Source organism: Desulfitobacterium sp. PCE1 (assembly GCF_000384015.1).
Classification (GTDB): Bacteria; Bacillota; Desulfitobacteriia; order Desulfitobacteriales; family Desulfitobacteriaceae; genus Desulfitobacterium; species Desulfitobacterium dehalogenans.
The window spans coordinates 2,979,009-3,005,934 of sequence record NZ_KB913023.1 but is presented as its reverse complement, the minus strand read 5'-3'; the positions used below and the strand labels follow the sequence as shown (position 1 = coordinate 3,005,934).

Sequence of the window (26,926 nt, the reverse complement as noted above, 5' to 3'; positions counted from 1 at the left end):
CAAACCCACCAACTGGGCAAGTTGGATTTGATGGTAGTATTGGGGCGATACTGTGGTTCGACTCCACATTGAACAAGTTAAGCCCAGTAATGTGACACCAGTACAACTCATTGTTATTGTAACGACCGCGTACTGATTTGCGAATTCAGTGAGGGTGGGTATGGGGAAATAAAGGCATACAAAAATAAGATCGGAGTGCTCCGATCTTATTTTTGTTTTGTTGCTTTATCGATGCAGCGATCCGATTTGTTGGGGCTGGGAGTATTATCATCAGCATTAGGGGCATGGGTGCGGGTTTTGTCCGTTTGCTTGTCAGACATAATCAATGACCTCCTATCTTTGTTGTTTAGGTTTTCCCGGAAGTGCTTTGGACATGCAAACGTTTATATGATTTTTACTTTATATGAATTTCACTTTATATGATGCTCATAGTGAAAGCTTTGGCAGGGATTTTGACTACCATGATCTTTCTTTGGATAAACTGTAATAAGAAAAGGTGTAATAAGAAAACTGGTTTTGACAGATTGACAAATGTTCCTTCTCTCGTTAAGATATTGTAATATAACAGGTTTACATAATTGATATCTTGAATTTCTGAGAAACTCTTGGGAAGAGACTGTGCATCATCTCTCTACAGGGAAGGCTGGCCTGGACTGAAACCAGCCTGGGAGACGCTTAGGAGGACACCCCAGGTACAGAAAGGAAAGCGCTTGGTCTCGTTATCGGCTGCAAAAGTGGGCGGAGTAGAGATTGGAACTCTAAAAATCCGTCAATAAGGGTGGCACCACGGGAGCTCTCGTCCCTTGCTTCATGGCAAGGGAGGGGGCTTTTTATTGTTGTCATATAAGATGAAATAGATTCCAGGAAGGAGTTTAATGATATGGCTATTCAACGTCCGAAAGGAACACAGGATTTACTGCCCGGAGTAGTGGAACAATGGCAAGACCTTGAGGAGCAGATTCGGAAGATCTGTAAGGAATATGGGTATCAGGAGATCCGTACCCCTATGTTTGAAGCCACAGAGTTGTTTCAACGCGGGGTGGGTGAAACCACAGATATCGTCAATAAGGAAATGTACACCTTTCTTGATAAAGGAGATCGCTCCATTACCCTGCGCCCGGAAGGGACAGCCTCGGTATGCCGTGCTTATGTAGAGAATAAGCTCTATGGCGGTCCTCAGCCTGTAAAGCTCTACTACATTGGACCCATGTTCCGTTATGAACGTCCCCAATCGGGAAGATTTCGGCAATTTCATCAGTTTGGAGTAGAGGTCTTGGGAGCGGATAAGCCCATGGTGGATGCGGAAGTCATTACCCTGGTATGGGATTTGTACAGTCGTTTAGGGTTGAAGGGATTGGAAGTTCATGTGAACTCTGTCGGATGTCCGACCTGCCGCCCGGAGCATAAGAAAAAACTTCAGGAATTCCTGGCTCCGCGTCAAGAGCAGCTCTGTAAAGACTGTCAGTCGCGCTTTGAGAAGAATCCCTTACGGATACTGGACTGCAAGAACCCTTCCTGCCAGGAGATCACTCAGGGAGCGCCGACGACCTTGGACACCCTCTGTGATGAATGTGCGGAGCACTTTAAGGAACTTCAAAGCTTATTGAGCGCTGCCGAAGTCGACTATAAAGTCGATCCTCGCCTGGTGAGAGGATTGGATTATTATCGTAAGACCGCTTTTGAAGTGCTGGTAGAGGATATTGGCGCTCAAAGTGCCATCTGCGGAGGAGGTCGTTATGACGGCCTCGTCCAGGAGGTAGGCGGCCCCTCAACCCCCGGCATCGGTTTTGCCATGGGGATGGAGAGGGTGCTGGCGGCCCGGAAGCTTGCCCAGGCGGAACAGGAAGAGGTAGGGAAAGACTATTTGATGCTGGTGACCTTAGGGGACCAGGCTCAAAAAGAGGGCTTCGGCATCATCAGCCGTTTGCGGAAGAAGGGAATACCTGCCGGTATCGACCTGTTGGGGCGGAGTCTCAAAGCCCAGCTTAAGGCGGCAGACCGGGTTCACGCTCCCTACGCCGCTATTCTTGGCGAAGAAGAGCTTCATAAAGGAATCATTGTTTTGCGGGATCTCCGCTTGGGAGAACAAGTTGAATTACCGATTCAGGACTTTGAAGAGGATATGCTGAAGAGATATAGGGAGGATGGAAATCAATGACCTTATTAGCTAATCGAACCGAATCAGGAAGCTTAAGACTGAGCCATGCCGGAGAAGTGATTCACCTTTTAGGTTGGGTACAACGCCGCCGGGATCACGGGGGAGTTATCTTCGTAGATCTCCGCGACCGCTCAGGCTTTGTACAGGTTGTATTTAACCCCGATATGCCTGATTTTGCAGCAGCAGAACGCCTGCGTTCAGAATATGTGGTAGCTATTAAAGGAAAAGTGCGCCCGCGTCCGGAAGGAGCGACCAACCCCAATCTGGAGACCGGAGAAATTGAAGTCGTGGCTGAGTCTTTGACCATCTTAAATGGGGCAAAAACACCGCCTTTCTATATCCAGGATGATGTGGATGTGGATGAGATGGTTCGCCTTAAATATCGTTACCTTGACCTGCGTCGTCCGGAAATGCAGAAGGTCTTCAAGATTCGTCACCAAGTCACCCAAGTTATGCGGAATTTCTTCGACAGCCAGGGGTTCTATGAAATCGAGACCCCGGTGCTGATTAAATCTTCACCGGAAGGGGCCAGAGACTATCTCGTTCCCAGCCGTGTTCACCCCGGGGAATTCTATGCTTTGCCCCAATCTCCGCAGATTTTCAAGCAGCTCCTTATGGTCTCAGGCATGGAGAAATATTTCCAAATCGCCCGCTGCTTCCGCGATGAAGACTTACGGGCAGATCGTCAGCCGGAATTTACACAATTGGATGTAGAGATGTCTTTTGCAGAAGTAGAAGACATTCTGCCCATGATGGAAGAGTTGATGGTTCGTATTTTTAAAGAGACCACCGGCCGTGATATTCCTCATCCCTTCCCACGGATGACCTACAAAGAAGCCATGGAATTGTATGGCTCGGACAAACCGGACATCCGTTTTGGTATGGAAATGGTGGATGTGGCGGAATGCGTCAAAGACTCCAATTTTAAGGTCTTTACTGATACCTTGGCCAAAGGCGGACGGATTAAAGGTCTTTGTGCTAAAGGCTGTGCAGGGATGCCCCGCCGTGAGTTGGATGGCTTGGTTCAATTTGTCAGCATCTATGGCGCCAAGGGACTGGCCTATATCGTTTTGGCGGAAGAGGGAATCAAATCCCCCATCGCTAAATTCTTCACCGAAGAACAGCTTAACGACCTGATTGCCAAGCTGAAAGGAGAGACAGGGGATATCCTCTTCTTCGTGGCGGATAAGGAAGCGGTCGTCGCCGATGCTCTGGGGCATTTAAGACTGGAGTTAGGAAAACGGTTAGGACTTATACCCGAAGATGCCTTTAATTTCTTATGGGTTACAGAATTCCCACTCCTCGAGTGGGATGAAGAGGAGAAGCGCTTTATTGCCATTCACCATCCTTTCACTTCACCGATGACCGAGGATTTGCCCCTCTTAAAGACAGAACCTGGTAAAGTCAGAGCCAAGGCTTATGATATGGTTCTTAACGGAACCGAACTGGGTGGAGGAAGCATTCGCATCCATCAAAGAGAGGTTCAGGAGCAGATGTTTGACCTATTAGGCCTTACCCCTGAAGAAGCCAAGGCTAAATTTGGTTACTTGTTGGATGCCTTTGAATACGGTACTCCGCCTCATGGAGGGATTGCCTTCGGCTTAGACCGGTTGACCATGCTCTTAACGGACAAGGATACTATCCGGGATGTGATCGCTTTCCCCAAGACTCAAAGCGCATCGGATCTCATGATTCAAGCTCCATCTTCTGTTGACGAAAAACAATTGAAAGAATTACACATCAAAAGGGATATTCTGCCGGGTAAAACAAAATAATAGTAAAGATATCAGATGGAGCAATACACTCCATCTGAATTTTAAATGGCAAAACCTTTGACAAAAGAAGAGACTTTGCTTTATAATATGGGGTGTACCCCCTATGGGTATCAGAGAGGGGAACGTGTAGTGCAGGAAAACTCTGATTTAGCACAAAAAGAAGATATTATCCGGCGTTTAAAGAAAATTGAAGGCCAGGTTAAAGGTCTTCAACGTATGGTGGATAATGAAAAGTATTGTGTGGATATTCTAATTCAAGTTGCAGCAGTACGCGCAGCCATTAATAAAGTCGGCGTTTTAATCTTTGAAAACCATTCGCGGGAATGTTTGCAAAAAGCTGTGGAAGAAAACCACCAGGACGAATCCATCGATGAATTAATTACGGTTTTATCGAAATTTATTAAGTAGCTCATTATCTAATCTATGATGTTAATTCATAGTATCTAAGTTAATGCAAACGAATTTGAGGAGGGTATATTCATGGCAGGTGAAAATGTTAAGACCTTTACAGCAGCAAATTGGAATGAAGAAGTTTTGGGTTCTGACAAAGCCGTATTAGTAGACTTCTGGGCAGCTTGGTGTGGTCCATGCCGTATGGTTGCTCCGATCATTGAGGAGCTGGCAAATGAAATGGCGGGAAAGGTTGTCATCGGTAAGCTTAACGTGGATGAGGAGCCGGCAATTTCTGGTCAATACCAAGTGATGAGCATCCCCACCTTAGCTGTTTTCAAAAACGGGCAGTTGGTGGATAAAAGTGTTGGCTTCCGTGGTAAGGCCGATCTCGTCAAAATGATTGAGAAGCATGCCTAATAATTTAAGAAGCAAAAGAAATTTTTGTATCGGATAACCCAGGAAAGAAGACCAAAACGGTGCCATTCGGCACCGTTTTTAAATTAATCAGGAGTCCATTTTTCCGCGATTGCCGCGGTCCTGTCCCACTCCGGAAGGAGTAAAGAAATTCTCGCCCCGGACCTCTTCGGGTAAATACCCTTGCTCCACCCAATGACCGGGATAGTCATGAGGATAGAGATAATCTTTGCCATGGCCTAATTTTTTGGCTCCCGGATAATTAGCATCTCGAAGATGCTCAGGGACCTGACCTGTGGGATGGGAGCGGACATAGCCCGTGGCCCTGTCGATGGCCATAACGGTGCTGTTGCTCTTGGGTGCTGTGGCGATAGCCAGTACGGCCTGGGTTATAGGGATTCTAGCTTCAGGAAGCCCCACCCATTCCAGGGCATTGGCTGCCGCATGCGCTTGGAGCATCACCATAGGATCAGCCAGTCCCACATCTTCGGAGGCATGGACGATAATCCGGCGCACGATAAAGCGGGGATCTTCTCCCGATTCCAGCAGAACTGCCAGCCAATAGAGGGCTGCATCGGGGTCGGAGCCACGCATACTTTTGATAAAAGCTGAGATAATATCGTAATGATTATCGCCATTTTTATCAAAACGCATAGCTCTTTGCTGTATGGATTCTTCGGCTACAGACAAGGTAATACGACGCACTCCCTGTTCAGGAGGGGTGGTGAGTACGGCCAATTCCAAAGCGTTCAAGGCCCGCCGCAGATCCCCGTTGGCGAAATTAAGCCAATGCTCCCAAGCCTCCGGCCCAATGCTTACCGAGTAATTTCCCAGCCCTCGTTCCTTATCTGCCAGAGCTTGTGTCAAGCCGCTGCGAATATCTTCTGTCGTGAGAGGCTGGAGGCGAAAGAGGGTGGAACGGCTTAACAGAGCCGAGTTAAGCTCGAAAAAAGGATTTTCGGTGGTCGCCCCGATAAAGGTAATGGTCCCATTCTCCACTGCGGGGAGCAAGGCATCTTGTTGACCTTTATTAAAACGATGAACTTCATCACAGAAGACAAGGGTTTTCTTTCCATAGAGATGAAGCTGCTCCGTAGCCGTCTGAATGATCTCCCGGAGTTCTTTGACACCGGCAGCCACTGCATTAATGCGCACAAAGGCGGAGGAGGTTGTATTGGCGATGACTTGGGCCAGGGAGGTCTTACCTGTTCCCGGAGGTCCGTAAAGAATGAGGGAAGTGACCCGATCCGCTTCGATGGCCCGGCGGAGAAGTTTTCCCTTGCCGATGATTTCGGATTGCCCGATATACTCATCAAGGGTCCTGGGACGCATCCGCTCCGCCAGAGGGGCAACTTGATTAGGGTTAAAGGAAGCTGAAAATAAGTCCATATGAAACAATTCCTTTCTGAAAAGGCATTAACGATAAGAAGATAGAGCTTTGACCTAACCTTAGTATACTTTGTTTCTTAATTGAAGCAAAGAACCGTGAATAAGGGGTACACTAAGAAAGCCTCTACAACTCATTATAATCAAAATAGAGATATATCATAAGGGCTGTTGATGGTCATATGGAAATATATAGGTAAATGAAGAAAAACACTAAAAACCAATGATATTTCATAAAAAAATCTGAGCAATTTGCTCGGGATTGTCTTGACAAATCCCGAGTGTTTTTGTAAGATATCCATAAAAAGAGATGTTTCATATTACTTAGTGGACGATAGAATTACTGAAAAGGAGTGGGGGGTTTGAAGCTTTCTACGAAAGGCCGCTATGGTCTCACGGCCATGGTTGATCTAGCTTTAAATTCAGGCGAAGGGCCGATCTCCCTAAAAAGTATAGCTGATCGACAAGGATTGTCTGAGCACTATCTCGAGCAACTGATTTCCGGACTTCGTAAAGCCGGATTAGTGAAAAGCATTCGAGGAGCACAAGGTGGATATGTCTTGGGTAAGAAAGCAGAAAAAATTAGAATTGGCGATATTATTAGGGTTTTAGAAGGACCGATAGCACCGGTAGAGTGTGAAGCCAATGGAGATCCTGAATGCTGTCAGAAGTCGGATTATTGTGTGACGCGGACCATTCGGGAGAAGGTTCGTGACCCTATTGAAGATGTCCTGGATTCCATCAGCTTGGCCGACCTGGTTAAAGATCCTCAGACCATGAGTACGATTGCAGACTCCGGATAATGAAGCTTGCATTTTAATCAGTGAATAATCCATTAATCAAGTTTACTAGGAGGAACCACAATGCGCAGAGTATACCTTGACCATAGCGCTACAACTCCAGTCGATCCTGAAGTTGCTAAGCTCATGATGACTTATTACACAGAGAAATATGGAAATCCCTCCAGTGTTCACAGCTTTGGACGGGACGCCAAAGCAGCCTTGGAGAACGCCAGAGAGTCTGTTGCCAAGCTTCTGGGTGCACAACCTACAGAAATCACCTTTACCAGCGGCGGCACAGAGGCAGATAACCTTGCCATAATCGGAACGGCAGAGGCTCAGAGTAAAAAAGGAAAACATATCATCACTTCAGCTGTTGAACACCACGCTGTCCTGGAGACCTGTGAATTCCTGGAGAAGAATGGCTATGAGCTCACCATTGTTCCGGTGAATGAAGAAGGACTTATTGCTGTTGAAGATGTTGAAAAAGCCATTCGACCCGATACGATATTGATTACGATCATGCACGCCAATAACGAAGTGGGAACCATTCAGCCTATTGCTGAGATCGGGAAGTTAGCACGGGATAAAGGGATTGTCTTCCATGTGGATGCGGTACAATCCTTTGGCAAGATTCCCATCGATGTGGTAGCTATGAATGTGGACCTGATGACCGTATCCAGCCACAAGATTTATGGACCGAAAGGGGTAGGAGCTCTTTACATCCGCAAAGGTGTCCGGGTTATTCCCCGCATCTATGGCGGTGGCCAAGAGAAGAAACGCCGTTCCGGTACAGAAAACACTCCTGGAATCATCGGTTTTGGCAAAGCCTGTGAGATAGCTGCTCAGCGGATGGAAGAGGAAGCTGCCCGGGAAGCCAAGCTGAGAGACAGGCTTCTCGAAGGCATTATGGAAAAGATAGATTACGTGAAATTGAATGGACCTCAAGGAGAGAAACGCCTCCCTGGTATTTTGAATGTCAGCATTCAATTCATTGAAGGTGAAGCACTTCTTTTAAGCCTTGATATGATGGGCATTGCTGCTTCCAGCGGCTCAGCCTGCACCTCCGGATCTTTAGATCCCTCTCATGTCTTGCTGGCCATGGGATTGACTCACGAAATTGCTCATGGTTCCTTACGGTTCTCCTTCGGACGTCAGAGTACGGAGGAAGATGTGGATTATGTCTTAGAACAATTACCAAAAATCGTAGAACGGCTGCGGATGATGTCTCCGCTCTATGACCAGGCCAAACATAGCAAATGCAGTCAGGCAAAAGCGCAATAAAAGGAGTGAAGAGATATGTATACAGAAAAAGTAATGGATCATTTTATGAATCCCCGTAATGTGGGTGAGATTGAAAACCCTGACGGTGTCGGTGAAGTGGGTAACGCTAAATGTGGCGATATTATGCGTATTTATTTAGATGTTGATGGAGATATTATAAAAGACGTTAAATTTAAGACCTTTGGCTGTGGAGCTGCTGTAGCCACCAGCAGCATGGTCACGGAAATGGTTAAAGGCAAGACGATAGAAGAGGCTCTCAAAATTACAAATGCTGCTGTTGCCGAAGCCCTTGACGGACTTCCCCCAGCTAAGATGCATTGCTCTAACTTAGCTGCTGATGCACTGCACGAAGCTATTAAAGATTATCATCAGAAAACTTTAAAGGTATAGGGATGAGGAAATGACGCTTACCGAAAAGAAAAAGGTAGTGGTCGGTATGAGCGGCGGCGTGGACAGTTCCATGGCCGCCGCTTTGCTTAAGGAAGAAGGATATGAGGTCATCGGGATAACCCTCCAAACCATGCCCTCCGGAGGTCCTGATGATGTTGGAGGGTGCTGTTCCATTACAGCCATAGATGATGCCCGGCGGGTAGCCCACCAACTAGGTATACCTCATTATGTACTGAACTTTCGTACTATCTTTGAGGAAAATGTCATCGATTATTTTACGAATGCCTACCTCAGTGGTGAAACACCGAATCCGTGTACCATGTGCAACCGGGTAGTGCGCTGGGGAGAGTTTCTGAGGAAAGCCCGGGCTTTGGGGGCCGATTATCTGGCCACAGGTCATTATGCTAAAGTCCTCCAGGATCCCCAGACCGGACGCTACCTCATGAGCCGACCGGTGGACGTCTGGAAGGACCAAACCTATATGCTCTATACTTTGAGTCAAGACCAGCTCAAGCACACTCTGTTTCCCCTGGCAGACTATAAGAAAGAACACATCCGCGAGATGGCTGCGGAACGAGGACTACTTCGGGTCTCCCGGAAGCCTGATAGCCAGGAAATATGTTTTATTCCAGATGACGATTATGTCTCTTTCATTCGTGAGCGGTCTCCGGGGAAGATTAAGCCCGGCAATTTTGTTGACCAGAAGGGGAATATTCTGGGAAGGCATCAGGGCTTGGTCAACTATACCGTCGGCCAACGGAAAGGTTTGGGGGTAACCTTTGGTAAACCCATGTTTGTTCTCGGCTTTAATGTAGAAAGCAATGAAGTGATCTTAGGTGAGGATCAAGAGGTTTATGCACCTTCTCTTCTGGCTACGGACTTAAATTGGATAGCCATTCCTGACCTGGAGGGTCCCTTGGATGTTCAGGCAAAAATTCGTTATAAAGCACCTCTCGCTGAAGCGAAGATTATTCCTTTAAAGGATTTTGAAACACTGCCCGGAGCCATCGGTCCGGTGGTGCGGGTGGAATTTGGCACCCCTCAACGTGCTATTACTCCAGGACAAGCCGTGGTCTTTTATCAAGAGGATCTTGTCATCGGTGGCGGCAAAATTATCACAGGATCTTTTTATAAGTGAATGAATGGGCAAGTAAAATACTGGGCATAGTATCATAGAACCATAAAAGTTTCGAAGGGAGGGGAAAAATGCGACGAGCACGGGAAATCGTTGGTTTACCTGTATTATGTTTAAAAAACGGAAACCAGATTGGCTGGGTAAAGGATGTGGTTTTCGATGAAAGCAGCAGGAAAATTAGCGGTATTCTCTTGGAAAACGCTCACATTTTTCACTCCGAAAAGGGTTTGCCGCGAGAAGTTGTAGCTGCTGTTGGTAAAGATGCCTTAACTGTGAGAGACCATGTGGTTCAAAAAATTCAAGGGATTAAATGGTCGCAAAAAGTTGGCAATCAAGTTTTTACCCAAGGCGGGGAAGCAAAGGGCACGATTGAGGATGTCTTTCTTGATGATTCAGCAGAGAACATTGTGGGTTTCGAAGTTTCGGACGGCCTTTTTTCCGATCTTATGGATGGCCGTGGCGCAATTCTGCAAGCGGACGTAATGGTAGATGGGAAAGATGTCTTAATCGTTGAAGACCAGGTATCCCCCTGGGACCAGGGAAATGAAGGGGGTTCACTATCATGAATTGTCCAGTTTGTAGTGGTCGCGCTATCGGTAAGGTAGGAGTGGGTCAGTTTTATTGTTGGGATTGCTGTGTGGAATTTACCAGCTCTACGGACAAAGTCGTTATCTATGATTTAGCTGAAGACGGTTCTTTAGTAGCGTGGAATGATCCGGCAATCAACGAAGAGCTCAGTGAGGCTGTACTGGAGTAAAGAAATAAGGGAGGGATATACCTTGAGGTCAGGACAAGTTATTGGAGGAATTGTAGCAGGTAGTATCCTTGGGATGACCGTCGGTTATATGATGCGTCCAAAGAATAAAGCTATGTCTGCGATGCGTAAGGGTATGAAGATGATGAAATTCTAGTCTCTCTCCACAGTATCAACAAAGAAAATCATGTGTTTCTTGGAAAGATAAGAGCGTAAGAACGGATTGAAAGCCGGTTTACGCTCTTTTTGCATTTAGGGTATAAAACCTTTCGGAACGGGGTAAGACAATCTCAAAAGAGGGTTGGAGGAAACTATGAAGAAGGAAAAATGGCGCTGGGCTTTCCTCATTAGTATTATTTTGTTAGGATTGCTCCTGATCCTTTCAGTGCGTTCTATATTGGGCCCTTTTATCCTGGCTTTTGTCTTAGCCTATTTATTGGCTCCTGTGGTTGAGGCTTTGGTGAGGCGAGGGGTTGGACGTAAAATGTCCATCGCTTTTGTTTTTATTGGAATTCTCCTGACTCTTGCCTTGCTCATCTTTATTGTTATTCCTAAACTTTATATCGAGTTATCCAAGCTGACTCAGGTACTGCCGGAAACCATCCGGACCCTGGAGCAGGCCATTCAAGATTTCCGGGCCAATTTCAGAGCGACCGGGCTTCCCAATCAGGTGGTCAGTGTATTGGATGAACATTTGGGTGAAGGAGAATCCTTCCTTATCCATTGGTTGGAAGACTTTCTGGATAATCTGCCTAAGGCACTGACCTCGATGAGTCTTTTTATCCTGTCACCGGTTATAGCCATTTATTTATTGGCAGATTGGAATCGGCTTCGGGTAGGATTTTTGAGAATAGTTCCTCAGCGCAAGCGGGTAGCCTGGCAGAGAGTAGTTCAGGATATTAGTCATATTGTCCGCAGTTTTATCCGTGGTAACGTTATAGTAGCTTTGATTGTAGGAATTCTCTCTGGTGTCGGAGTAAAGCTGGTGGGAATGGATTATGCCTTGCTGATTGGGGTGATTTGCGGTGTCTTTGATTTGATCCCTTATTTTGGTCCCTTAATCGGTGCCGTCCCCTCGGTGCTCCTTGGCCTTATTCAATCCCCCATGATGGCCTTAAAAGTTGCCGTAGTTATCCTTATCGTTCAACAGCTTGAAAGCAGTATTATCTCACCGAAGCTCATGGGAGACAGTGTAGGACTGCATCCTTTGTGGATTATCTTTGCCCTCTTGGCAGGAGGAGAAATCGCCGGCTTTTGGGGGATGTTGTTTTCGGTCCCCTTTGCCGCAGTATTGCGGGTTATCATTCGTAATATCTACTTCTGGCTGGTTTCACCTGAGATAAAATGAGGGGATTGATCCGCACTCCGACCAACATAATGCGGTTTACCCCCTTGAACCCTCTTGTTTTATTTTGCATATTCTTGATAAAATTATATCAGAAATACGATATAAGGTGCGTGTGGACTATGATAATCAAACCATCGGCAGCATTGCGGAATGAATACTCTACGATATCAAATCTGGCAAAAGAAACAAAAGAACCTATATATATTACAAAAAATGGTGGGGGAGATTTGGTTCTCATGAGTATTGATGCTTTTGAAAAAAGGGAACAGATACAGATTTTACAGCTTCGTGCCAGGATTTACAGGCAGAACAGGAAAGAATCAGTGGAGCGGAAACCCTCAGTATTTCAGAAGCCAGAAGAAGATTAAGGGAGCGGGCAGATGAAGTATGACATTGGTTGAATGAACAAGGCTATCGGATGGTTATTTCTAAAAAGCATGCAGTGATTTATCGTAAGATTATGGATGTGATATATATTTACCATATCGCTGATACTCGGACAGAATACACGAAGTTATTTTATTGAGAGCCTGGCCGTGCGCCAAACTACTGAAATATTAACCTCCCTGTACAATTGAAGGTATAGGGAGGTTTTGGGTTTTGTGGAAGGAAGTCTCTTAATGGAGGTGGAATTATCAATTTAGGCAGAGAAGCTAAGTGTTGAAACGATTGGCAAAGGGGGAAGCCGAAATAAGCTTGAACGTCTCTACTCCCTCTATAAAGAGGAGATGTTTTATGTAGCTTATAGTAGACTAAAAGACTATCACCTGGCCCAAGGTACCCACTTATGCTGGAGAAGGGATTTATCCTTATCCGGATAGTGTGAAAGAAAATCAGTATGGTCCCTGCGGCCGGGGAAGAGACTATGTACATGGTCTATGACACTTGGATTCACGAAGGGATGAAAACCAACGAGTTTCCGGTGAAGGTGGATTATCGCTATAAGAAATAAGGACCGGTACACAAAGAATGTCCCAGAACGCGACAACGTTGTCCGTTCTGGGACAGGTTTCGAAGTGGATGATGGTGATGATTGTTTTTATGATTGAGACGAGCTGAATGATGCTACGGCTGCCCCCCATATAAGGGGGATTGGGGAATCTATAATTCATGTATAAGCGGGTGAAGTCATGTTTGTACCAAATACGAAAGGGCTTTCGTATTTGGTACGGACTGTGACTAACTCATAGACTACGGAATATCACAAAAGAAGGGTTTCTTTGATGACATTGCAAAATCCGTACAGGACGAAGTATTCTCTGGTGCGAAGAAATTTGTCTGTGCTAAAGAATAAAGGCGGTTAGCCCAGGAAATATTCAGAAACATAAAAAAGACTTCTCAAACAATAAATAGTTAAGAACTCTATTTCTAAAATGTCAAGAACTCTTGACATTTATTATTTTGCGCTCTATACTAAAAATGTCAAAGAAATTTGACATTTTTGGTTGAATGGCATGATATAGAAAGGAGTCAATTTTATGGAATTATCTGCACTAATTACTTTTGGTGTTGTCTTGCTGGTATTTATTGTTTTGGATATTGGTATGGTAGTATCATTGGTCAAACCGGGTGATGAACGCAATCAGATAATCGTATGGAAAGCCAGCACATATACCTTACTTGTAGCAGTGGGAGCAATGATTCTTGACGTCATTGAAAACCTTGTGACGGCACGGCCAGCGACGATAAACCCGTTCATCCAGTTGACAGTTACAGCCATAGTTTATTTTATTGCACTTCTGTTTTTTAAGAAAAGGCATAGTGGTTGATATGGAAAACATGATTAGGAATAGACGAAAAGAACTAGGATTGTCACAAGAGGAATTAGCCAAAAAATGTGGAGTTTCCAGACAGACAGTAAATGCGATAGAAAACAATAAATATGACCCGACATTGATGTTAGCATTTAATCTTGCAAAAGAATTAAATACAACAGTTGATGAACTTTTTAAACCCATTTAAAAGGAATTGGCAGCGCCTTATGGTACGAATCTTAGCAATTATGTAAAAGATAGAGAGAATGCCTCAACGCGACAACGTTGTCGCGTTGAGGGACCGGTTTTAGAGTGGATGATGGTGATAATTATTTTATGATTGAGATGAGCAGAAAGTTGACAAGAACCCAGGTCCTCCGCTATACTTTAGATTAATTTGTAAGATTTAAACTGATGACGGAATGAGTAATACCTAATTCCTTTGTAGAGAGGCTTTCGGAGGTGAAAGGAAGCCAAGGGATTTTGTATGAAGGCTATTCCCGAGGGCGAGGAAAAACCTTGACGAGGCATGCGTTAAATGCGATGACAGTAAACTGTCGCTAAGCGACTCATTCTGAGGAACCTCCGGATGAGTAAGCAGGGTGGTACCACGGTAATATAACCCGTCCCTGATTCAGGGGGCGGGTTTATCTTTTTTTACACTGTCAAGTATAAACTTGCGTTATATACTTTCTAAGCATAAGGGCAACCAGCGGCTTCACCTCGCTTGAGGTAGGCGTTTAAGGCACGGCGAAGCCGGGTTTTCTATGATTTTGTTCAAATTGGACGTTTAGATTATGATTCATTATTAAGGGAGGAATAATCATGTATACAGGTAACCAGCTCAGAGACATGTTCTTAAAATTCTTTGAATCCAAAGGTCATAAAATCTTACCCAGCGCATCCTTGATTCCTAAGGATGACCCCACCTTACTCCTTACCGTAGCCGGGATGGTTCCTTTTAAGCCTTATTTTATGCGCAAGGTCGAGCCACCTTTTCCTCGGGCTACCACATCACAAAAATGCGTCCGTACACCAGACCTGGAAGTAGTGGGTAAAACAGCCCGCCATCATACCTTTTTTGAAATGTTAGGGAACTTCTCCTTCGGCGATTATTTCAAATCCCAAGCCATTCCCTGGGCCTGGGAGTTTGTGACCGAGGTATTGAAGCTGCCCATCGATCAGTTGTGGATTACCGTTCATCCGGAAGATGAGGAAGCCAAGAACCTTTGGATCGAAAAGACGGGTGTTTCCCCGGAGCGGATTAAGTACGACCCGGAAAACCTATGGGCAGCCGGTCCTGTTGGACCGTGTGGGTATTGCTCGGAAATCTATGTGGATTTGGGAGAACAACGGAGCTGCGGCAAACCGGGCTGTGCCTTAGGCTGTGATTGCGACCGCTTCCTGGAGATCTGGAATCTCGTTTTTATGCAGTACAATCGGGATGAATCCGGTATGCTTACTCCACTGCCCAAGCAAAATATCGATACAGGGATGGGCCTGGAGCGGATTGCTTCCGTCATGCAAGGTGTGGCCTCCAACTTTGATACCGATTTATTCCTGCCTATCATTAATAAGGTAGCCGAGCTTTCCGGAACCCCTTACCATGATAATCCAAAAAGCGATACTGCGATGAAGGTGGTCGCCGACCATACCCGGGCTGTTTCCTTTATGCTTTCCGATGGCATCCGTCCGGGCAGCGAAGGCCGCGGATATGTGCTGCGTCGAATTCTGCGCCGGGCCATTCGCTATGCTCGTCTTTTGGGTATCGACAAACCCTTCCTGGAGCAAATCTTCCTGATCATTCAGAGAGACTACAGCCATCATTATCCCGAGCTTAAGGAAAATGAAAATTTCATCCTCAATCATTTACGCCTAGAGGAAAAAAACTTTCAAGCGACTTTAGAGCAAGGAACGCAAATTCTCCAGGAAAAAGTCAAAACCCTTCAAGAAGCCGGGGAAGCAGTTCTCAGTGGAGGGGATGCTTTCTATCTCTATGAAACCTATGGCTTCCCGGTAGAATTGACGGAAGAAATGCTCATCGAGCAAGGGATGAGCGTAGATATGGAGGCATTTAATGCTGCGGCTGAAGAGCATCGCCGTCTGGCTAAAGAGCAATCCCAGCAAATGAAGGCGGTTCAAGAAAGTGCCGCCATCTCGGAAAAAGCCAAGGCCTTGGGTACGACGCCCTTCCTGGGTTATCATGAACTGGCTGCCAACACTAAGGTGGAAGCCCTATTCCGGGATGGAGAAGAGGTTAAGGATGCCGCTGAAGGGGACGAGGTCCTGATCTTCCTAAGAGAGTCTCCTTTCTATGCGGAAAGTGGGGGGCAGATCTCAGACAGTGGCGTGATTCGCACCCAAAGGGCAGAGGCAAAGCTTATGGAAGTGAAAAAGGGTGTCACAGGTACCGTTTATCATCGCTTCCTGATCACACAGGGGGTTTTGAATACTGGAGATGAAGTAGAGGCTTTGGTGGATGAGCACCTTCGCCTGGCTACAGCCCGCCATCACAGTGCGACTCATCTTCTCCAATCAGCCCTTCGTACCGTATTGGGAGAGCATGTTCAACAAGCAGGCTCCCTGGTTACACCGGATCGTCTCCGCTTTGACTTTACCCATTTCTCTGCCTTGACTCCCGCTGAGTTACAGCGAGTAGAGGATCTTTTAAACGAGGCAGTCCTTGCCAATATGCCCGTTACAGCTGAGGAAATGAGCCTAGATGCGGCGAAAGCCAGCGGAGCCACTGCCCTTTTCGGAGAGAAATACGGGGACACCGTTCGCGTCGTCTCTATGGGAGATTACTCCATGGAGCTTTGCGGAGGAACCCATATTCATGCTACCGGAGATATCGGCCTGGTCAAGATTATCTCTGAAGGGGGTATCGGGGCGGGTTTGAGACGAATCGAGGCTGTAGCGGGAGCAGAGACTCTTAAATATATGCGTTCCCTCAATGATCAGATTCTCGATGCGTCTCAACTTCTCAAGGCTCAGCCCTCGGATCTTACCAAGCGAATCCAGGGGCTCTTAGTCCAAGTCAAGGATCTGGAGAAGGAAGTTCAGCAGCTTCATGCCAAAGTGGCAAAATCCGAAGTGGAATCTCTCCTGGAACAGGTTAAGGATATCCACGGGGTACCTGTTCTGGCGGCTAAAGTCTCCGCCCAGGATATGGACGCTCTCCGCAATACAGCGGACCTTTTAAAGGATAAGATGAAGACCGGTGTCCTCGTTCTGGGAGCAGCTGTGGAAGGAAAGGTCAACTGGGTAACCGTTGTCACCCCGACAGGTTTAAGCGGGCTTCATGCGGGGCAGATTATTAAGGAAGTGGCCAAAATCACCGGCGGTGGCGGGGGAGGCCGTCCCGATATGGCACAAGCCGGGGGAAAAGATGCGGCTAAATTAGGGGAAGCTCTTGATCAAGTTCCGGCCATTATAAAGAGCTATTTAAAATAAAAACTTTTTGACCCCGAAATAAAGGAAAATCCCTTCTTCGGAGAGAAATATTCACCTAACTGGTAAGCAAAGGGGGAACGCTAATGGATCGTTTAGAACACACTATGATGTTTAAATCTCAGGGGGGCGATATTTCACCCCAGGAAATTTTGCAGCAAGTGTATGTGGCACTGGAAGAGAAAGGATATGACCCGATTAATCAGTTGGTAGGATATTTAATGTCCGGTGATCCGGTCTATATCACAAGCCACAATCAAGCGCGCTCCCTCATACGGAAGCTGGAACGGTATGAACTTCTGGAAGAGCTTGTTCGTTCGTATCTGCAAAAGAAGTAGTTCTTGGGAAACCCTCACTTCAAGGTGAGGGTTTCTGTGCGAGGAAGTGAAGCAACTATGAAACAAGTCTCTCTGGGTTGGCATGGCCCTATGGTATCTGAAGTATGTTTTGGCAGCTTAGCCATTTCTCCTCTGCAAGGGCGTGTATCCTTTGCGGAGGGAGTGAGGGTTCTTCGCTATGCTTTAGAGCAAGGAATTGATTGGATCGATACGGCAGAAATATACGCTAATTATTCCCAGATCGCCCAAGCCCTTCAGTATCACCCGGAAGTCAGGATGGTGAGCAAGTCTTACTCGGTGACAGCTGAAGAAATGTCCGAAAGCATTGAAAGAGCAAGAAAGGAACTCAATCGGGATGTCATCGACTTTTTCCTCCTCCATGAGCAGGAAAGTGCCCTTACCCTGAAAGGACATCAGGGGGCCTGGGAGGAATTGATGAAAGCCAAAGCTGATGGAAGGGTGAAGTACATCGGTATCTCTACCCATGCTGTGGATGCGGTGAAGGCCGGTGCCCTCCTTCCAGGTATCGATGTGATTCACCCCATAGTCAACCGTCAAGGGTTAGGTATCATCGACGGTATCTTAGAGGAAATGCTGGAGGCCATCCGGTTTGCCTCTGAGCTGGGAATCGGAATCTATGCTATGAAAATCTTTGGCGGGGGGCATTTGGCGACCCATCCTGAGGAAGCCCTGGACTTTATCACTGACATTCCTTGGATCCAGGCCATGGCCTTAGGTATGTCCAGTGTAGAAGAAATAGATTTTAATCTTAACTATCTGGCAGGCCAGGAGATATCTGAAGAATTAAGACGATCCGTCACCTATAGGGAACGTAAGCTCTATATAGCGGATTGGTGTCAGGGCTGTGGCCGCTGTTGTGAAGCCTGCCCACAAAGCGCCTTATCCCTGGAGGAAGTTGTAGAAGGTGGGATGGTGCAAGCCACAGTGGAAGCCGGTCAATGTGTCCTTTGTGGGTACTGCGGAAGGGTATGCCCTCATTTTTGTCTAAAAATTGTCTAAGTCAGGGGTGAGCCAATGAGAGTTATGGGTCTGGACTTTGGTGAACGGACCATCGGAGTGGCGGTAAGTGATGCTATGCTCCTTACAGCCCAAGGGATAAAGACTATCCGAAGGTCGAAAAAGGAGCTTGAAGAGCTTAAAACGATCCTTCAGGACTATGAGGTGGACCACATTGTCCTGGGTTATCCGAAAAACATGAACGGTACTCTGGGACCTCGTGCCCAAGCCACTGAGGAATTTGCCCAAATTCTCAAAGAGGAATTCGGGTTGCCGGTCACCCTCTGGGATGAACGCTTAAGCACCATGGGGGCACAACGGTCTTTGCTGGAAGCAGATGTGTCACGAGTAAAGCGCAAGCAAGTGATCGACAAAATGGCAGCTGTTTTTATTTTGCAGGGATACCTGGATTATATAAGGCTAAAAAATGGGCAGAATAAAGGATAAGTGAAAAATCTGAAATATTCAGATGTATTTGACATTCTTCCCCTCGGGGAGTACAATGACTATATCTTTAATAAGAGGTGAATCAAATGACCGAACATAAGCATGGTCCTCATTGCGACCACGAGCATGACGTTGAAGAGTTTGACACAATCATTCTGACCGATGATGAAGGAAACGATCATGAATTTCTCCATCTCGATACGTTGGAAGTTGAAGGGTCTACATATTTTGTTTTAATGCCTATCAGTGCCGAGGAAGATGAAGAAGCTGATGAAGCCATCATCCTCAAACTTGGCAAAGATGCTGAAGGCAACGAAATGCTCCTCGACATCGAAGATGATGAAGAGTGGGAAAAAGTCGCAGATGCTTGGGAAAGCATGGAAGAAGAATAAACATAAGTTTTTGAAAGCAGTCGGGTTCGAGTTATCGAATCGACTGCTTTTTTATTTTTTTACTCAATATTTTTTGATCAAATTGCAGACCCTATAGAAAGGTAAAATAAATGATAAACTTTCTATGCTAAGGGGGAAAAACGATGAGCCTAAAGTGGAAGTGCTGTTCCTATCTTTTCTTACTGGCGTTGCTGGCCTTTACAGGCTGCACGACGAATGAAGCACGCCTGTTAAATCTTACCCCGGAAGCCGTTTCCACTGACCAAAACCAGTTTCCCCCAGGGTCACGTCTGGACGACTTGGCACTAGGGGGAATAACACCCCAGGAAGCCAAGGAGAAGATTCAGAGTTGGTCCAAGGACAAACTGGAAGAAAATCTATTCTTAGTGTACAATGAGACGGAGATTCAGTTTACTCCGGAAGAGCTTGGTATTACGCTTGATTTCGAAAGAACTTGGGAGAACCTCTCAGAGAACACCGGCAAACAGACTCACAGTGTTTTAGCCATTGATGATTTAATGGCTAATCAGGTTCTACAAGAGAAGCTTGCTGAATTTAGCCGCTCCGCTGTGGATGCCACCTTCAAAGTAGAGAACGATCAATTTAAGATTACCCCGGCCACTTCAGGGGAGGCCGTAAATGTGGACGCTTTTTTGGCTGAGGTTAAGAAAGCTTCGTTAGGTGATTTGCCCAGGAGAATCCCCATAACAAGTGTAGAGATTCCCGCTACGGTCACTACCGAGTCCTTAAAAGCGTTAGCTTTTGATGGTGTCATCGGTGAATATACCACCAAATACAATGCCGGTGATAAAAACCGTACCGCTAATCTCATAGCAGCCGCGCAGAAAATGGATAAAGTTCTTTTAAAACCCGGGGAAAGCTTTTCCTTTAATGGAACCATTGGACCGCGGACAGCGGAGACAGGTTTTAAAGACGCCTATATTGTCATCAATAATGAGTATGTCAAAGGAATCGGGGGAGGAATCTGTCAAGTATCCTCTACCTTATACAACGCTGCGCTGCTGGCGAATCTATCAATAGTGGAAAGACACCCTCATGCGGTTGTGGTTGCCTATATTCCTCTAGGCCAGGATGCTACGGTCAATTATCCCACCCTTGACTTGAAATTGCGCAATGATAGTTCATCCTATATCTATTTCCGTACCAAAGTAGAAGCGGGAAACCTCACCATTAAGATATACGGTAAAAAAACAGGAGCAAAGGTTCGCTTTGAGAAGGAGATCGAGAAGGAATTGAGTTATCATACTATACGCAAAATAGATCCTGACTTGCTTCCCGGTGCGGTGATTCAAGAACAAAGCGGAAGCAAGGGATATATCGTAAAGACCTGGAAGATTGTCACCGATGCTCAAGGTAAAGAGACGAAACAGCTCTTAAGCCGTGATAGTTATGCGCCCACCAATAGAATTCTTAAGATTGGTGCCGACTAAGGCAGATTAATAGGAGATTACACCGAGGGTCGGTATAGCCTTTAAGGGTGCAACTAATATGTAGTAGAGGAAGAGAAAGAGAGAGTGTGAAGATGGGAAGACGCTGGTTAAAAGGGTTATTCAGTACTTTATTTATTATAGTAATTCTTGCAGGGGTGGGAATTGCAGCCTGGTGGAATTGGGCTATACAACCCTACGCTGAGGAAGGAAGCAATGCAGCAGAAGTGCAGTTCATGATCGTCCCGGGAATGAATGCTTCCCAGGTAGCCCAGGAGCTGGAGCAAAAGCAGCTTATACGCAATGCTTTGGCTTTTCGCTTTTTGGCCAGTCAGCAAAATGTAGATTCCAAGCTTCTCGCCGGAGAATACCAGCTTTCTGCCCAAATGGCTCCTCAGGAAATGATCGATAAAATTCTTAAGGGACCTGCCGTGCATACTGAAAAAATAACTATCCCCGAAGGATATACCACGGCTCAGATTATTGATCTCTTTGTGAAGAACGGGCTGGGAACAAAAGATGACTATCAGAGGGTCATTGAAAGCGAGTCCTTTGGCTATTCTTTTCTTGCAGATATCCCTTCAGGGCCGCAGCGATTGGATGGGTTTCTTTTTCCTGATACCTATTTCTTTGATCCGGAGGCCAACCCCAAGGAAAATATCAATCGAATGCTTCAACGCTTTGAGCAGGAAGTAACCCCGGAAGTGATGACTAAATTAGCGGAAATGAATCTTACTCTGCGGGAGTGGGTGAATCTTGCTTCCATTGTGGAAAAGGAAGCAGGTAAGGATACGGACCGTCCGATTATTGCCGGAATCTTCCTTAACCGTCTTAAGATCGATATGGCCCTTCAGTCCTGCGCCACCATTCAATATGTATTGGGAACTCAAAAGTACATTCTCTCTCTGGAGGATATCCAGGTGGAGTCCCCCTATAATACCTATAAATACCCAGGATTACCCCCCAGTCCCATCTCCAGTCCGGGGCATGCTTCTCTGAATGCGGTGCTCAACAGTACAGCGTCGAACTATCTTTATTTCTTAGCTACCCCAAGCGGAGAAACGATTTATGCGAAAACTCATCAGGAACATTTACAGAATCAGGCTAAGTATATGAAATAGAAAATAAGAGTGATTTTGTGTTTAGAGAGAGGTTGAAGATAACCGTTATGATAGATCAAAACAGACTGAAGAAACCCGAACTCCTTGCACCGGCAGGAGATTATGAAAAATTGAAATTCGCCATCGCCTATGGAGCCGATGCGGTCTATATGGGCGGGCCTGCCTTTGGGCTTCGAGCTTATGCAGGAAATTTTACCATGGAGCAAATGGGGGAAGCTATTCGCTATACCCACGATGCCGGCCATAAGCTCTATGTGACGGTGAATATCTTTGCGCATGAGCAGGATTTTGAAGAATTGGCTGAGTATTTAAAGCAATTGGAATCATTAGGAGCCGATGGAGCCATTGTCTCAGACCCCGGCATTATCGCCCTGGCACAAGAAACAGCTCCCCGCCTTCCGCTGCACCTCAGTACTCAGATGAATAGCACCAATTCTTACAGCATGAACTTTTGGCTGAAGCAGGGAATTGAGCGGGTTGTTCTGGCCCGGGAGTTGACCATTGAAGAGATTCAAGCTGTAGGGGAGAAGGTCCCCGGGGAACTGGAAATGTTCATTCATGGAGCTATGTGCATGTCCTACTCCGGAAGATGTCTTCTGTCCAATTATCTCACCGGAAGAGATGCCAACCGAGGAGAATGTACCCAGCCTTGCCGTTGGGGATACGGTCTCGTGGAAGAAAAACGGCCCGGTCAGGTATTTCCCGTGGAGGAAGATGAGCGGGGAACCTATATATTTAACTCCCATGATCTTTGTCTGCTGCCGTATTTGCCCATGCTTAAGCCTTTAGGAATCGAAAGCTATAAGATCGAAGGCCGCATGAAGAGCATTCATTATGTATCCAGCACGGTGAAGGTTTATCGGGAGGCCATTGATACCCTTTGGGAACAGGGGGAAGAGGAGTTTGAAGGCAAACTCCCCGGCTGGCTGGAAGAGATGGATAAGGTCAGTCATCGTGATTACTCTCCGGGATTCCTCTTTGGCAAGCCTGGAGCAGAATCTCACAATATTGAGAGTTCTAATTATATCCGGGATTATGAGTTTGTAGCCTTTGGCTTAGCTTCAGATAATCGGGAACATCCCCAAATTCCGACCTCAGTCAAAGATGAATTCAGTCAGGGTTATTGGGTAGAGCAGCGTTATCATTTCAAAAAAGGGGAGATGATCGAGGTCTTCTCACCCAAGGAAGAGCCCTGGTCCTTTGAAGTCAGAGGAATCTATACGGTGGAAGGGGAAGAAGTAGATGTTGCCCGACATGCCAAGGAGATCCTCAAGCTGGAGCTGCCCAGACCGTTACCGCCTTTTGCTATCTTGAGAAGGGCGAAGAAGGATAAGAAATAGGTCCACGCTTCTGCCATGCTGAGGGTAGGGAAGTATCTAATAAATTTTTTAAGTGGGTTATAAGGTTTGGAAAGGAAATTATAAATGAATAGAGAAATACCTTATGCTGATTCTGACGTGCTTATCAAGGCTCAGGTCCCCAGATCAGAAATCCAGATGTTGGTGAAATATGTGGAAGGTCTCGGGCATTTAGGAGTGGTCACCACTACGGATCGTCAGGCCGGGGAAGTGCTGATCCAGGCGACTCAATATACCTGGCCGGATCTAAAAAAGGCTCTGGAGGCTATGCCATTTGAGATTGTCTTCAAAAATGAATAGAAAGTAAAACGAGAATGCTGAGCGATCGGATTAAAATGACCCAAAGGGTCATTTTTTGCACTATCAGAAAGTATAAACTTGCGTTATATACTTTCTAAGCATAAGGGCAACCAACGGCTTCGCCTCACTGGAGATATGGGTCAAAGGCACGGCGAAGCCGGGTTTTCTTTATTATATAAACTTGATATCATAAAAATGGGTTTGAATTAAAAAGGCCAGGCAGAAATTGGACTCCTTTTGCATAGGTATTAAAACGTAGGCGTGAAAGGAGTGGCTTAAACCATGTTGACAGAAATCCTTGTTGTCAGTGTTGCTTTAACTGTCTTGAAGGGGGTAACCCTTCTTGTCTCCTATATCAATAATAATGCTTTTCCTCATCCTCTTAATGAGCAGGATGAAACACACTACCTTAAAGTTCTCAGAGCCAGCAAAAGTCCGGAAGCTACTCTCAAAGATCTTACCAAGGCCGAGTATGCCCGGAATAAGTTGGTAGAGCATAATTTGCGGTTAGTGGCCCATTTAGTCAAGAAGTTTGATGGGACGGGGGAAGACAGTGACGATTTGATTTCTATCGGTACGATTGGCCTGATTAAAGGAATTGACACCTTTGACCCTGGGAAAGGGACGAAGCTCGCCACCTATGCGGCCCGCTGCATTGAAAATGAGATTCTCATGCACCTTAGATCCCTCAAGAAATCCCGCGGTGAAGTCTCTATCTATGATCCCATCGGTGTGGATAAAGAGGGGAACGAAATCTCGCTTATGGATGTTCTGGCGTCGGAAGGGGAGGCAATATCGGATCGGATCGAAAATGAATTTGAGCAGCGAATTCTTCTGGATAAAGTTAAAAATTTGACTCGTCGGGAGCGGCATGTTTTGCAGCTTCGCTATGGCTTAATGAACAGCCCTAGAAGAACTCAACGAGAGATAGCTAAAGCTTTGGGCATCTCCCGGTCCTATGTCTCTCGCATTGAGAAGAAAGCCATTCAGAAGTTGATGGAGCAGATGGAGGACCATGATCCGAAAAAATAAAAGAACCCGTACGTACCCGCTAGTTCTGCTTTAGTGAATGGCGGGTTCTTGATTTTTTTGGAGGAGTTTAAACCAAAAAGAAAAAAGGAAAAAAGACAAAGTGGTAGAATATTAGGAATATTCGTATAAACAAACGCCTTTAAAGGCGAAAAAGGGATTAGAGGAGGGGTTTATCCATGCATGAGGTTGTCATTGTCAGCGGTATGAGAACACCGATCGGAGATTTTAATGGAATGTTAAAGGATTTCAGGGCTGTGGATTTGGGAATTGTGGCTCTCAAAGGGGCACTGGAAAAGGCAAAGCTAGAGCCATCTCAGATCGAAGAGGTAATCGCAGGTCAGGTTTATCAAGCCGGCTGCAAAGGGAATACAGCCCGCCAGGTAGCCATGGGGGTCGGTTGCCCGGTGGAAACAGTGGCGGCAACGATCAATCAGCAATGTCCCTCCTCCATGCGGGCAATGGAGATGGTCAGCCAGGAAATTATGCTGGGCAAGATCCATATGGGGGCGGCAGTGGGGATTGAGAGCATGACCAATGTCCCTTACCTCCTCTTAAAAGCTCGGGGAGGTTATCGGATGGGTTCCGATACCCTTTATGACGGCCTATTATACGATGCCTTAATCGACGCATTCTACGACTATCACGTGGGGGTTACCGCTGAGAATCTGGCGGATCTTTATAGTATTTCCCGGGAAGAGCAGGATGAATTTGCCGTGGAAAGTCACCGGCGGGCTTGCCAGGCCATACAGGAGGGGAAGTTCAAAGAAGAGATCGTTCCTGTGGAGCTTGTGACGAAAAAAGAAACCAAAATTTTCACAGAGGATGAGCATCCGCGTTCTGATGCTACCCTGGATGGTTTAACTAAGCTAAGGCCGGCCTTTAAAAAGGAGGGAACGGTTACAGCGGGGAATGCCTCCAGTCTTAGTGACGGAGGGGCGGCCCTGATCTTAATGTCCAGGGAGAAGGCTGAAGAGTTGGGACTGAAACCCCTGGCCCGGATTGTGGCAACAGCTTCCGCCTCTGTAGATCCCAAGTTCATGGGAATCGGCGTGGTGCCCGCGGTGAAGCGCGCTTTACAGTATGCAGGGATGAGTATTGGCGATATTGATCTCTGGGAAATCAATGAAGCCTTTGCAGCCCAGGTCTTAGCCTGCAACCGCGAACTTAAGCTGGATCTGAACAAACTTAATGTCAACGGGTCGGGGGTTTCTCTCGGACATCCAGTGGGGATGACCGGTGCCCGGCTTATCTTGACCTTAATCCAAGAAATGAAACGGAGAAAGAACCAATTCGGCTGTGCTTCACTTTGTGCCGGGGGAGGGCCGGCCATGGCTGTAATTATCGAGGCATTGGCTTAAGGAGGCATTGGCTTGGGTGACAGAATATTACGGATCTTAGCCGTCAATCCTGGTTCCACCTCCACTAAAATTGGCTTATATGAAAATGAACGGTGCATTCTGGAGAAGAGTATCCGTTATAATCGCTCCAATCTGGAAGGGTTCGCCGGCATTTTAGAGCAAAAGGCAATGCGTAAGACCTTTGTCATGGATTCCCTTGAAGAAGCGGGTATACCTTTAAATTCCCTGAATGCAGTGGTGGGCCGTTGTGGAATGGTCAAGTCTGTAGAATCAGGAACCTACTTAATTAACGATAAGCTTCTTCATGATTTAAGCCATGGGGAAGCGCTGCAGCATGCTTCAAGTCTAGGGGGAATTATTGCTTATGAACTTGGTCGGAGTTTGTCCATACCGGCTTATGTAGTGGACCCTGTTACGGTGGATGAAATGATTCCCGTGGCAAGAGTTACGGGAATAAAGGATATAGCCAGAAGAAGTATCTTCCACGCCTTGAATTCCCGGTTTGTAGCCAAGCGTTTTTGTCGGGAACGGCAAAGAAAATATGAGGAATGCCACCTTATTGTCGCTCATCTTGGGGGAGGAATCACGGTGAGTGCCCATCTTAGGGGCAAAACAATCGACGTTAATGATGGTTCCGCCGGAGAAGGCCCTTTTTCCCCGGAAAGAACCGGAGGACTGCCGGTCTCAGCCATTATCAATCTCTGCTTTTCCGGTTTATATACAAAGGAGCAGCTTCTGGCCTTGGTCATGTCCAACGGTGGCATGCAAATGCTCTTAGGAACCAATGATCTCCGGGAAGCGGAAAGAAGGATCGACGATGGAGATGATGAGGCCCTATTGGTAGTGGAGGCCATGGCTTACCAAGTAGCGAAGCAAATCGGAGCTATGGCTGCTGCTCTGGAAGGAAACGTCGATGGAATCGTACTTACAGGCGGTCTGGCCTATAGTCAGCGTTTCACCCGATTAATCCGGCAACGAGTAGAAAAAATGGGCCCGGTGACTGTATACCCTGGGGAAGATGAACTTCAGGCTATGGTGGAGGGTGCCTTAGCTGTATTGATTGAGCAAGAGCAAGTTAAACACTATGGAACATAA

General features: G+C 46.4%; 28 protein-coding genes and 1 other annotated feature. Of the genes, 27 read left to right on the top strand and 1 reads right to left on the bottom strand.

The annotated features are described in order from the left end of the window. The first annotated feature begins 880 nt into the window (after positions 1–880). The 4 genes from hisS (at position 881) to trxA (ending at position 4,743) form a co-directional block, all read left to right on the top strand. Complete coding sequence (hisS, locus tag DESPCE1_RS0115030; RefSeq protein WP_019850931.1) at positions 881–2,158, top strand: histidine--tRNA ligase; 1,278 nt, start codon at positions 881–883, stop codon at positions 2,156–2,158. Then, complete coding sequence (gene aspS / locus DESPCE1_RS0115025; protein WP_019850930.1) at positions 2,155–3,933, top strand: aspartate--tRNA ligase; 1,779 nt, start codon at positions 2,155–2,157, stop codon at positions 3,931–3,933. Before hisS ends, aspS begins: the two co-directional genes overlap by 4 nt. 129 nt (positions 3,934–4,062) lie before the next feature. Continuing rightward, positions 4,063–4,341, top strand: a complete 279-nt coding sequence (locus DESPCE1_RS0115020) for a metal-sensitive transcriptional regulator (protein WP_028305591.1) — start codon at positions 4,063–4,065, stop codon at positions 4,339–4,341. A gap of 72 nt (positions 4,342–4,413) precedes the next feature. Further along, entirely contained in the window at positions 4,414–4,743 is a 330-nt protein-coding gene (trxA, locus tag DESPCE1_RS0115015; protein WP_014794784.1) for a thioredoxin, read from the top strand. Between the two features lie 87 nt (positions 4,744–4,830). Here trxA and DESPCE1_RS0115010 read toward each other — a convergent pair whose 3' ends face one another. Next, entirely contained in the window at positions 4,831–6,129 is a 1,299-nt protein-coding gene (locus tag DESPCE1_RS0115010; RefSeq protein WP_019850929.1) for a replication-associated recombination protein A, read from the bottom strand. 359 nt (positions 6,130–6,488) lie between these two features. Between DESPCE1_RS0115010 and DESPCE1_RS0115005 the strand changes: the two genes are divergently transcribed. The 23 genes from DESPCE1_RS0115005 (at position 6,489) to buk (ending at position 26,926) form a co-directional block, all read left to right on the top strand. Continuing rightward, positions 6,489–6,929: an Rrf2 family transcriptional regulator gene (locus tag DESPCE1_RS0115005; RefSeq protein ID WP_014794782.1), complete on the top strand. Its 441-nt coding sequence runs from the start codon at positions 6,489–6,491 to the stop codon at positions 6,927–6,929. A gap of 60 nt (positions 6,930–6,989) precedes the next feature. Further along, positions 6,990–8,189, top strand: a complete 1,200-nt coding sequence (gene nifS / locus DESPCE1_RS0115000; protein WP_019850928.1) for a cysteine desulfurase NifS — start codon at positions 6,990–6,992, stop codon at positions 8,187–8,189. A gap of 15 nt (positions 8,190–8,204) precedes the next feature. Beyond that, on the top strand, positions 8,205–8,579 hold the full coding sequence (nifU, locus tag DESPCE1_RS0114995) for a Fe-S cluster assembly scaffold protein NifU (RefSeq protein WP_014794780.1): 375 nt from the start codon (positions 8,205–8,207) through the stop codon (positions 8,577–8,579). Positions 8,580–8,589: 10 nt separating this feature from the next. Continuing rightward, on the top strand, positions 8,590–9,717 hold the full coding sequence (mnmA, locus tag DESPCE1_RS0114990; RefSeq protein ID WP_019850927.1) for a tRNA 2-thiouridine(34) synthase MnmA: 1,128 nt from the start codon (positions 8,590–8,592) through the stop codon (positions 9,715–9,717). A gap of 68 nt (positions 9,718–9,785) precedes the next feature. Continuing rightward, positions 9,786–10,280, top strand: a complete 495-nt coding sequence (locus DESPCE1_RS0114985; RefSeq protein WP_014794778.1) for a PRC-barrel domain-containing protein — start codon at positions 9,786–9,788, stop codon at positions 10,278–10,280. Next, positions 10,277–10,471: a hypothetical protein gene (locus tag DESPCE1_RS0114980; RefSeq protein ID WP_014794777.1), complete on the top strand. Its 195-nt coding sequence runs from the start codon at positions 10,277–10,279 to the stop codon at positions 10,469–10,471. Before DESPCE1_RS0114985 ends, DESPCE1_RS0114980 begins: the two co-directional genes overlap by 4 nt. Positions 10,472–10,493: 22 nt before the next feature. After that, the gene (locus DESPCE1_RS24045) at positions 10,494–10,625 is read left to right on the top strand and encodes a hypothetical protein (RefSeq protein ID WP_014794776.1); all 132 of its coding nucleotides are present in this window, start codon (positions 10,494–10,496) and stop codon (positions 10,623–10,625) included. 156 nt (positions 10,626–10,781) lie between these two features. Further along, positions 10,782–11,816: an AI-2E family transporter gene (locus tag DESPCE1_RS0114970; protein ID WP_014794775.1), complete on the top strand. Its 1,035-nt coding sequence runs from the start codon at positions 10,782–10,784 to the stop codon at positions 11,814–11,816. Positions 11,817–11,935: 119 nt separating this feature from the next. Further along, positions 11,936–12,184, top strand: a complete 249-nt coding sequence (locus DESPCE1_RS21950; RefSeq protein ID WP_371200538.1) for a type II toxin-antitoxin system Phd/YefM family antitoxin — start codon at positions 11,936–11,938, stop codon at positions 12,182–12,184. Positions 12,185–13,294: 1,110 nt separating this feature from the next. Next, positions 13,295–13,585: a hypothetical protein gene (locus DESPCE1_RS0114955; protein ID WP_014794773.1), complete on the top strand. Its 291-nt coding sequence runs from the start codon at positions 13,295–13,297 to the stop codon at positions 13,583–13,585. A 1-nt stretch (position 13,586) separates the two neighbouring features. Next, positions 13,587–13,778 carry a helix-turn-helix transcriptional regulator gene (locus DESPCE1_RS0114950; RefSeq protein WP_014794772.1) on the top strand — a complete coding sequence of 64 codons (192 nt, stop codon included), beginning with the start codon at positions 13,587–13,589 and terminating at the stop codon, positions 13,776–13,778. 197 nt (positions 13,779–13,975) lie between these two features. Further along, positions 13,976–14,204: a binding site (T-box leader), on the top strand. A gap of 191 nt (positions 14,205–14,395) precedes the next feature. Continuing rightward, positions 14,396–17,023: an alanine--tRNA ligase gene (gene alaS, locus DESPCE1_RS0114945; RefSeq protein WP_019850924.1), complete on the top strand. Its 2,628-nt coding sequence runs from the start codon at positions 14,396–14,398 to the stop codon at positions 17,021–17,023. An 83-nt stretch (positions 17,024–17,106) separates the two neighbouring features. Further along, positions 17,107–17,358, top strand: a complete 252-nt coding sequence (locus tag DESPCE1_RS0114940; protein WP_014794770.1) for an IreB family regulatory phosphoprotein — start codon at positions 17,107–17,109, stop codon at positions 17,356–17,358. Between the two features lie 57 nt (positions 17,359–17,415). Beyond that, positions 17,416–18,378, top strand: coding sequence for an aldo/keto reductase (locus tag DESPCE1_RS0114935; protein WP_019850923.1), 963 nt, complete (start codon positions 17,416–17,418; stop codon positions 18,376–18,378). Between the two features lie 15 nt (positions 18,379–18,393). Beyond that, the gene (gene ruvX, locus DESPCE1_RS0114930; protein ID WP_019850922.1) at positions 18,394–18,822 is read left to right on the top strand and encodes a Holliday junction resolvase RuvX; all 429 of its coding nucleotides are present in this window, start codon (positions 18,394–18,396) and stop codon (positions 18,820–18,822) included. Between the two features lie 86 nt (positions 18,823–18,908). Next, on the top strand, positions 18,909–19,214 hold the full coding sequence (locus DESPCE1_RS0114925) for a DUF1292 domain-containing protein (RefSeq protein WP_014794767.1): 306 nt from the start codon (positions 18,909–18,911) through the stop codon (positions 19,212–19,214). Positions 19,215–19,357: 143 nt separating this feature from the next. Next, entirely contained in the window at positions 19,358–20,665 is a 1,308-nt protein-coding gene (locus tag DESPCE1_RS0114920) for a VanW family protein (protein WP_019850921.1), read from the top strand. Positions 20,666–20,757: 92 nt separating this feature from the next. Beyond that, a complete protein-coding gene (mltG, locus tag DESPCE1_RS0114915; RefSeq protein WP_019850920.1) occupies positions 20,758–21,783 on the top strand; it encodes an endolytic transglycosylase MltG in 1,026 nt (341 codons plus the stop codon). Positions 21,784–21,830: 47 nt separating this feature from the next. Continuing rightward, a complete protein-coding gene (locus tag DESPCE1_RS0114910; RefSeq protein ID WP_019850919.1) occupies positions 21,831–23,123 on the top strand; it encodes a U32 family peptidase in 1,293 nt (430 codons plus the stop codon). Positions 23,124–23,207: 84 nt separating this feature from the next. Beyond that, the gene (locus DESPCE1_RS0114905) at positions 23,208–23,441 is read left to right on the top strand and encodes a DUF4911 domain-containing protein (RefSeq protein WP_014794763.1); all 234 of its coding nucleotides are present in this window, start codon (positions 23,208–23,210) and stop codon (positions 23,439–23,441) included. Between the two features lie 282 nt (positions 23,442–23,723). Then, positions 23,724–24,473, top strand: coding sequence for an RNA polymerase sporulation sigma factor SigK (gene sigK / locus DESPCE1_RS0114900; protein ID WP_014794762.1), 750 nt, complete (start codon positions 23,724–23,726; stop codon positions 24,471–24,473). Positions 24,474–24,649: 176 nt separating this feature from the next. Then, complete coding sequence (locus tag DESPCE1_RS0114895; protein ID WP_014794761.1) at positions 24,650–25,831, top strand: thiolase family protein; 1,182 nt, start codon at positions 24,650–24,652, stop codon at positions 25,829–25,831. Between the two features lie 12 nt (positions 25,832–25,843). After that, the gene (gene buk / locus DESPCE1_RS0114890) at positions 25,844–26,926 is read left to right on the top strand and encodes a butyrate kinase (protein ID WP_019850918.1); all 1,083 of its coding nucleotides are present in this window, start codon (positions 25,844–25,846) and stop codon (positions 26,924–26,926) included.